This window comes from Paenibacillus sp. J14, from assembly GCF_000518465.1.
Taxonomy (GTDB): domain Bacteria; phylum Bacillota; class Bacilli; order Paenibacillales; family Paenibacillaceae; genus Fontibacillus; species Fontibacillus barengoltzii.
On record NZ_JADQ01000006.1, the window covers coordinates 152,906 to 160,425 of the forward strand.

At 47.5% G+C, this 7,520-nt stretch carries 9 protein-coding genes; 8 read left to right on the forward strand and 1 reads right to left on the reverse strand.

What is annotated here, in order from left to right; all coding sequences use genetic code 11:
* Positions 1-14 precede the first annotated feature (14 nt).
* From M891_RS0102960 to M891_RS26060, 4 genes are all read left to right on the forward strand, one after another.
* Positions 15-1,199: an extracellular solute-binding protein gene (locus M891_RS0102960; protein ID WP_028537769.1), complete on the forward strand. Its 1,185-nt coding sequence runs from the start codon at positions 15-17 to the stop codon at positions 1,197-1,199.
* Positions 1,196-2,035, forward strand: coding sequence for an ABC transporter permease (locus tag M891_RS0102965; protein ID WP_009226567.1), 840 nt, complete (start codon positions 1,196-1,198; stop codon positions 2,033-2,035). The genes M891_RS0102960 and M891_RS0102965 overlap by 4 nt, the downstream gene beginning before the upstream one ends.
* 117 nt (positions 2,036-2,152) lie before the next feature.
* Positions 2,153-3,424, forward strand: a complete 1,272-nt coding sequence (locus M891_RS0102970) for an MFS transporter (protein WP_050769821.1) — start codon at positions 2,153-2,155, stop codon at positions 3,422-3,424.
* 289 nt (positions 3,425-3,713) lie between these two features.
* Positions 3,714-3,920 carry an ATP-binding cassette domain-containing protein gene (locus tag M891_RS26060; protein WP_442852593.1) on the forward strand — a complete coding sequence of 69 codons (207 nt, stop codon included), beginning with the start codon at positions 3,714-3,716 and terminating at the stop codon, positions 3,918-3,920.
* Between the two features lie 38 nt (positions 3,921-3,958).
* On the opposite strand, the gene M891_RS0102980 is transcribed toward M891_RS26060, so the two are convergent.
* Complete coding sequence (locus tag M891_RS0102980; RefSeq protein WP_009226570.1) at positions 3,959-4,702, reverse strand: GT-D fold domain-containing glycosyltransferase; 744 nt, start codon at positions 4,700-4,702, stop codon at positions 3,959-3,961.
* A 199-nt stretch (positions 4,703-4,901) separates the two neighbouring features.
* On the opposite strand from M891_RS0102980, the gene M891_RS0102985 reads away from it, so the two are divergent.
* From M891_RS0102985 to M891_RS24810, 4 genes are all read left to right on the forward strand, one after another.
* Positions 4,902-5,591, forward strand: coding sequence for a glycosyltransferase (locus tag M891_RS0102985; RefSeq protein ID WP_028537771.1), 690 nt, complete (start codon positions 4,902-4,904; stop codon positions 5,589-5,591).
* A 121-nt stretch (positions 5,592-5,712) separates the two neighbouring features.
* Positions 5,713-6,402: a glycosyltransferase gene (locus M891_RS0102990; protein WP_028537772.1), complete on the forward strand. Its 690-nt coding sequence runs from the start codon at positions 5,713-5,715 to the stop codon at positions 6,400-6,402.
* Between the two features lie 35 nt (positions 6,403-6,437).
* Positions 6,438-7,193: a class I SAM-dependent methyltransferase gene (locus M891_RS23215; protein ID WP_036699255.1), complete on the forward strand. Its 756-nt coding sequence runs from the start codon at positions 6,438-6,440 to the stop codon at positions 7,191-7,193.
* A 173-nt stretch (positions 7,194-7,366) separates the two neighbouring features.
* A partial coding sequence (locus tag M891_RS24810) for a transposase (RefSeq protein WP_028537773.1) occupies positions 7,367-7,520 on the forward strand: 154 nt, incomplete at its 3' end.

Below are 7,520 nucleotides of genomic sequence, written 5' to 3' on the forward strand. Positions count from 1 at the left end.
GAGGATAAAAGAACATGAGATCCAAGAAACCGTGGTTAACTCTATTGTCTACTGCGTTGTTGTCAATGGCCTTGCTTGCCGGATGTGGGGGTGCGGATATAAATGGAGCGGCGTCAAATACAGGAGCACAGGGCGAATCAACGACAACGCCGGCAACGGCGAATGCACCGGTGAAGTTTAACTTTTACTTTACAGGCTCGCAAAACGTGAAGGATCTGTGGGATACACTGATTCCGATGTTCGAGAAGCAAAACAATCAAGTAGACGTGAACCCCGTTTATATCCCGTCCGGAACCGGTGCGCAGCCGACCTATGATCGGATTCTGGCTGCCAAGCAGGCTGGCAAAGGCTCGGGGGACATCGATTTGTATGAAGACGGAATCGGCGTTGTATCCCAAGGCACGAAGGACGGAGTGTGGCAGCAGTTAGATTCGAACGCTATCCCGAATCTGGCCAAGGTCAATTCCGATACTATGAAAGACGTGGATAACTACGCAATTCCTTACCGTTCCTCCGCCGTTGTTCTAGCTTACGACAGTACGAAAATCTCCAACCCGCCAAAAACGTTGGACGAGCTGTTGGCTTGGATCAAGGCGAACCCTGGACAATTTGCTTATAATGACCCGTCCACCGGCGGTGCGGGCAGTTCCTTTGTTCATACGGTAATCTACAAGGACTTACCAGAGGAAGATATTCACAATTCCGATCCATCCGTGATGGCCAAATGGGATCCTGGATTCCAAACGCTCAAAGAGCTGGGTCAATACGTTTACGGTGATGGGATTTACCCTAAGAAGAACCAAGGCACTTTAGATCTTCTGATGAACGGAGAGGTATCGCTGATTCCGGCATGGTCGGATATGGTGCTGCAGCAAATTAACGAAGGATTGCTTCCCGATACGATCAAAATGCAGCAAATCACGCCTGGCTTTAACGGCGGGCCTACGTATCTGATGGTCAACGGGGAGTCCGATAAAAAAGAAGCAATCTACCAGTTCCTCGACTTTGTCCTGTCGCCAGAAGCACAAAACGTCATCGTCGAGAAAATGAACGGGTTCCCGGGGATCGAATTGTCCAATATGCCGCAGGAAACACAGGATAAATTCAAAGGGGTGGCCGAAGGCTTCCGCACCTTCAACATTGGCGACCTCGGCACAGAAATCAACAAACGTTGGCAAAGTGAAGTTGCTGCACAATGAGTAAAGAGTGGAAACAAGCGATGGCGGGGCTGGCAATGGTCCTCCCCTCCTTCGCCATTTTATTGGTTGTCGTCATCATCCCTATCATCCAATCATTGGTGCTAAGTCTCACGAACGAGGCTGGGGGATACGATTTGAGCCGGTACCATTACCTGTTTGCGGATAAAGGGATGCGGGCGAATTTACTGTTTACCTTGCGGATCACCCTCATTACCTGTGCCTTGGTGCTGCTAATCAGCTATACGCTGGCGATCTACATGCGTTTTAATCAGGGCCCCATCGTCGAGCTGATACGCAAGACGTATATGATCCCGTTGTTCATTCCAGGGGTGATCGCGACTTATGGGCTGATCAATCTGCTCGGGAACCACGGCTGGTTGGCGCGCCTGCTTACGCACATCGGCGTCACGCTGCCGCGGATTATTTTCGATGAGAAGGGGATCATCATTGCGAACCTCTGGTTCAATATTCCGTTTACGACCATGCTGCTCAGCTCGGCGCTGGCCGGAATTCCTTCATCGGTTATCGAAAGCGCCAAAGACGTCGGAACAGGGAAGTTAAGATTGTTTGCGAGATTTATTTTACCGTTGTCCTACAAAACGTTTCTCGTTGCGCTAACCTTCGTGTTTATGGGGGCTATTGGCTCCTTTACGGCTCCATTCTTGCTGGGGGCTAACTCACCGCAAATGCTGGGCGTGTCCATGCAGCAGGTGTTTAGTGTCTTTCAGGAGCGAGAGCAGGCAGCAGCGATGGCGTTCTTCTCGTTTCTGCTTTGTTCCGTGCTGGGAGTGTTCTACATTCGTTCCATGGCCAAAGAGGAGAACGCCAAATTATAACAAGGCTCGATGTACCCCGGGATTCGGGGTTCTTTTTTATAACCATCTTTTCCATTGATTTGGTGATTTGGAGTCGCTTACAGTATAATTATTCTGTAATTTTCAGATCGAGAGGGGATGTCCGTGAATAACGTAGACAGGTCAAATCAAGCGACAACAAAAGAGCAGTGGAAAAGAAATATCATCCTGTTCCTGAGCAGTCAAACCATTTCACTGTTTGGTTCTTCGCTGGTGCAGTATGCCATCATGTGGTATATTACGCTGAATACGAAGTCGGGGATTATGATGACGTTATATATCATCTGCGGGTTTATTCCCACGTTCCTGTTATCCCCGGTGGCGGGCGTTTGGGCGGACCGATACAACCGAAAATGGTTAATTATGCTGTCAGATGGCATGATCGCTTTGGCCACCCTGATCCTCGCGCTCCTGTTCCTGATGGGATATGAGGAAGCATGGCTGCTCTTTGTTATGGCTGCGATTCGTGCGCTTGGCTCGGGTGTGCAGACGCCGTCAGTTGGGGCAATTTTGCCGCAAATCGTACCGTCCGACCAATTAACGAAGGTGAACGGAATTAACGGAAGCATTCAAGCCGTCATTATGTTTGTGTCCCCTATCGTCAGCGCTGCACTGCTTACCGTGGCTACGATCGAAACCATTTTCTTCATCGATGTGGTTACGGCGGCGATCGCAATTTTGACACTGTTGCTTTATTTCCGGATTCCGCCGCATCAACGTGCCACCGACCAGCAGTCGTCCAGCTATTTCAGCGATCTTAAGGAGGGGCTGCTCTACATTCGTCGGCAAGCGTACTTAAAATCCTTTTTCGCTTTCATGGCGGTCTTCTTTATTCTGATGGCCCCCGCCGCATTTTTAACCCCGCTTCAGGTGACTCGAACTTACGGCGAGGAAGTCTGGCGGCTTACTGCAATTGAAATTGCTTTTTCTGTCGGCATGATGGCGGGTGGGGGATTGATTGCCGCATGGGGCGGCTTTAAGAATAAAGTCCATACGATGACGCTGGCTACCGTTCTGATGGGGGCATGCACGTTTTTGCTCGGCGTCATTCCCGTCTTTTGGATCTATCTGGCGTTTATGGCCTTGTTTGGGGTAGCCATGCCGGCTTTTAATACGCCAACGATGACGATGATTCAGGAAAAAGTCGATGAGAGCTATTTGGGAAGGATTTTCGGGGTGTTCAGCATGATTTCCACGTCGATGATGCCGATCGGGATGTTGATCTTCGGGCCGATCGCCGATGTGATCGCGATCGAATGGCTGCTGATTGCGACCGGCCTTCTCATCTTAATTCTTTCGATCTTTCTTGGACGGAATCAAGCATTGCTGGAAGCCGGCAAACCGGTCATCCAGGAAGGCGCACTGCCGTGACAAACGTAGCCTCGAAATCGATTCATGTTAAGTGACAGCGCAACTCGGAAAGCATATAATCCCTAGGCTTATTTAAGTGTGCTTGAAACCGGTGTATGAATGGATGGGCCAAGGACAATGTTTTGTCCTTGGTCCTTTGCGTTTTTTAAGGGAGTTCCCGTAGCAGAGGGCCGGCGCCGACAGGCGCTAGTTTCTCTGCTTTTTTATTTTTTCAGCGATAAGGGGAGTTAGCTATGAGGTTATTAGAAATAAGCGGTGTAACGCACCGAATTGGAGACAAGGAACTTCTCTGGAATTACATGCGGGTGAGCATATGGGGCTTGTCGGACAGAACGGTGCAGGAAAAAGTACGCTGATCCGCATGCTTATCGGCGAGTTGATTCCGGATCAAGGCCTCATCAAATGGCAGCCACGTCTGCGGCTAGGACACCTGGATCAATATGCCCGAGTTCCGGGGGCGATGTCGATCCGGGACTATATGCGGATTGGAAAGTAAGACAGCTAAGTTTAAAACCTAACGAGGGCGCCCACAGGTTAATTGGGGCGCCCTTTCAATATGATATTGTTAGCTTTGCCAAAGTCGAGAGCGACTTTGCCCGATTTCGCCGCAATCTGTTCCGCGAGAACTACTGCACTGACTCCGCAGGAAATCAGAGCCACGTCAAAGCTATTCTTATGAGCGATAACCCACTTCATCGTATTCCGATACTCCGACCATTGGTCAAACGGCAGTGCATGTACGATCTTTTGATTATAGGGTTCTTGTTCAAGCCGTTCCTTGAGCTTTGCAGCTTCCCGTGTGATGATCAGAATTCTCCGGCCGGAAAGGAGGGACCAGAATTCCTCCATTTTGGCCAACTCCCGGTTCACTCCGGCATGGCAAATCAAAGGCGGCTCAATCTTGTAATAGGAGAACACTTCGTCCGTTAAGGGTCTTTTTAAATAATCCGGTGCTTTAATCGTGTTGTCTCCGGGAGGAAGGATTCCAACAACGGTCGCCTTTTTTACAGAAGAAATCACGGCATTTCGCAGATGTAAATTTGGTAGGGTCAGGCCTTTTTCCCCTCGGTTGGCTTTGATGGCCCACCGTTCCTGAAGCACTTTAGACACAGGCCAGACATGATGTTGAGACATGACCAAATTCTCCCCGTCACCAATCCTTACTAAGGAAAATGCCTTCTGATTCTTGAGTGCGTCTTCGATTGTCTTTAGCAAGTCTTTAGTATCTAAATAGATTTGTTGCATCCGACAATTCATTCCTTTCGCATGCTTAATCATTTCAGTCTATGATTGCGAGCACGGAATGAATTGTGTGCTTGTACTGCCAAGTAGTAGAGGAGGGTACAAGACTATTTTCAGCAAGCAATGGAATCCGTCCTGTCCGTTCGTTATCACAAACATATAGTAAAAAGTAGAAGGCCTGTTTTCCAGAACTAGATTAAGCTGAGTGAGCGGCTATAAGCAAGGAGGATTGTAGATGTCAAAAAGGATCGTAATCGAAAGCAATTTTAATACATTTGGATTTAGTCCGCACCGGCTGACCCGTCCCTGGCTAGAGAATCGAATTCAGATTTTTCGCGAGTTCACACTGAAGTCGCTGTTAGTTCAAACCAATCAAGACTTTATGGCGATCTTCAAGGTCGTGCCCGAGACAGAGAAAATGATCAACGAGATTTTGGCTAAATACCCTCGTCTACCGAAAAACATCATGTTTGTAACCCATCAAGAAGGGATGGAGCGCATTAAAACCTATGCTGGATCCTGCGAGAATTTGTATTTAGTTCGCATGGAATCTGACGATATGTACCATAAATCCTATATCCAACAGCTGCATGACCATCGACCGAAGCCAGGCACCCTTGCTTTAATTAATCAAAACGGTTACGCTTACGACTCGATCCATGGAGAAATGGTACCGATGTTTCGAAAATCTCCTCCATACTATGTGTTCTTGTATAAGACTTCGGAATTTACATCCGGATATCGCATCAAGCTGCCAGGAAGGGCCACACACGGGAACGTGATTGAATTACCTCATGAAATCTTAACTCCTCGTAACTTTGTCGAAGTTATTCACCGCTATAATTCGATCCCGAGAACGCTCCCGGTTAAAGGACGACTGTCGAAAGAGGAGCAGAAAAAAGTGCTGAAAGAATTCATGGGGTAACTGCGTTATTGGAAGACGGCCCTGTCCTTCTCCTCACGTCCAACATATAGTGAAAGATCGGTAGCTCCGTTACACGAAAGTAAAAGTAACATACGGGCTATTATGACAAGGAGGGAAGTGCATGACTAGAAAAGTAGTGATTGAAAGCAATTTCAATACGTTCGGGTTATCGCCAGATCGGCTGACTCGGCCGTGGTTGGAGAAGCGCATCGCGATCTTTCGTAACTTTACCTTGAAATCATTAAGAGCCCAAACGAATCAAAACTTTCTGGCGATATTTAAGATTGCCGAAGAAAGCGAAGCGATTGTAGCAGATATCCTGTCAAAATATCCGCCGCTGCCAAACAATATCTGGTTTGGAACGAAACGCAACAGTATCGAGAAAATGAAAGCATACGCCGGAAATAGCGAGGATTTATATATCGCACGTTTGGATTCTGACGACCTGTATCATAAAACGTATGTCCAGCAGTTGTACGATTATCAACCGAAGCAAGGAACGATTGCTTTGATCAATCAAAACGGCTATTTATGGGACACGGTCAATGGAGAAATGGCACCAACCTTTCATTATTCCCCGCAATTCTATGTTTTTCTTTACAAGACTGCCGAGTATATGAAGGGATATCGCGTGAAGCTTCCAGGGCGGGGTACACATGGCAATGTGATTGATTTACCCCATGAACTGTTGGCTCCCCGAAATTATGTGAATGTCATCCATCAAAATAATACCTTAGTCAAGAAGGTACCGCAAAAAGACCGTCTAAGCCCGGCAGAAATCCAGAAAGTCCTGAAAGAATTTATGAGTTAACCGCGGTTTCCTCGAAATAGAGGAGGTGAAGGATTTTGGTAAACCAAGATCGGGTCAACGAGCGCTATTATGGTCAGGTGAACTCGGAAAAGTCCCATGAAGCAACAAGAGCACGCATTCATTGGATTTGCCGTCAAGTAACGGGTAGAAGAGTGCTCGACGTAGGGTGCAGCCAAGGGATTACTTCGATCCTGCTGGGCCGAGAAGGACGCAAAGTTCTTGGATTAGATTTGGAAGAAGGGGCGGTCCAGTATGCGAAAAGGGAGTTGTCCCGGGAATCTAAGCCTGTCCGATCCAAGGTTCAATTTAAAGTCGCCGATGTTACGGAATTCCAAGGTCATAAGCTATTTGATACCGTCATTCTAGGACAAATTCTGGAGCATTTTGCGAATCCCGGAGTGTTGATCAGTCATGCTTATCGATTGCTGGCAGACGGCGGCACTCTGATTGTAACGGTGCCATACGGATATCATCCCTTCCACGATCATAAGCAGACCTTTTATGCCGGGAACCTAGGTATCTGCCTGGATCCTTGGTTCGAGGTCACGAAGATGGAAGTTCATCATAACTATTTGTGCTGCGTGGCTGTGAAACGTAAAGAGATTCGGAATCAAATCTTTCCTGATGCTTCCATGATGAAGCAATGGATTCTTTTTGACAGTGTAAAATTTGCCGAGATTGAACGCCAGCACATGAAAGACATCGAGCAGCGAAAAAAAGCGCTGGGGCAAGCAAATGAGCAACTGAAAGAACTGCGAAAATTGAAGTCCAATCAAGCGCCCAAGGTTTGAAAACACCCGATCCATCGGGTGTTTTTTATTATGGCTTTAGCCAGTTGAGCTCGCGAAGCGTGCGAAACAAAAAACCACCCGCTATGCGGGTGGAGGAACGAAGGTTTGACCAACTAGACCATTCCCATAAAATTGAGATGTTCAGGCTCAATAAAAGAAAGGAATGGTCTTAGATGGCAAACAAGAGCTATAGTTTAGCTCACACGAAGTGGATGTGCAAATACCATATCGTGTTCACCCCGAAGTATAGACGGAAAGAGATCTATAATCAAGTGAGGAGAGATTTGATCGAAATATTTAAGCGTCTGTGCAAATACAAGGGAGTGG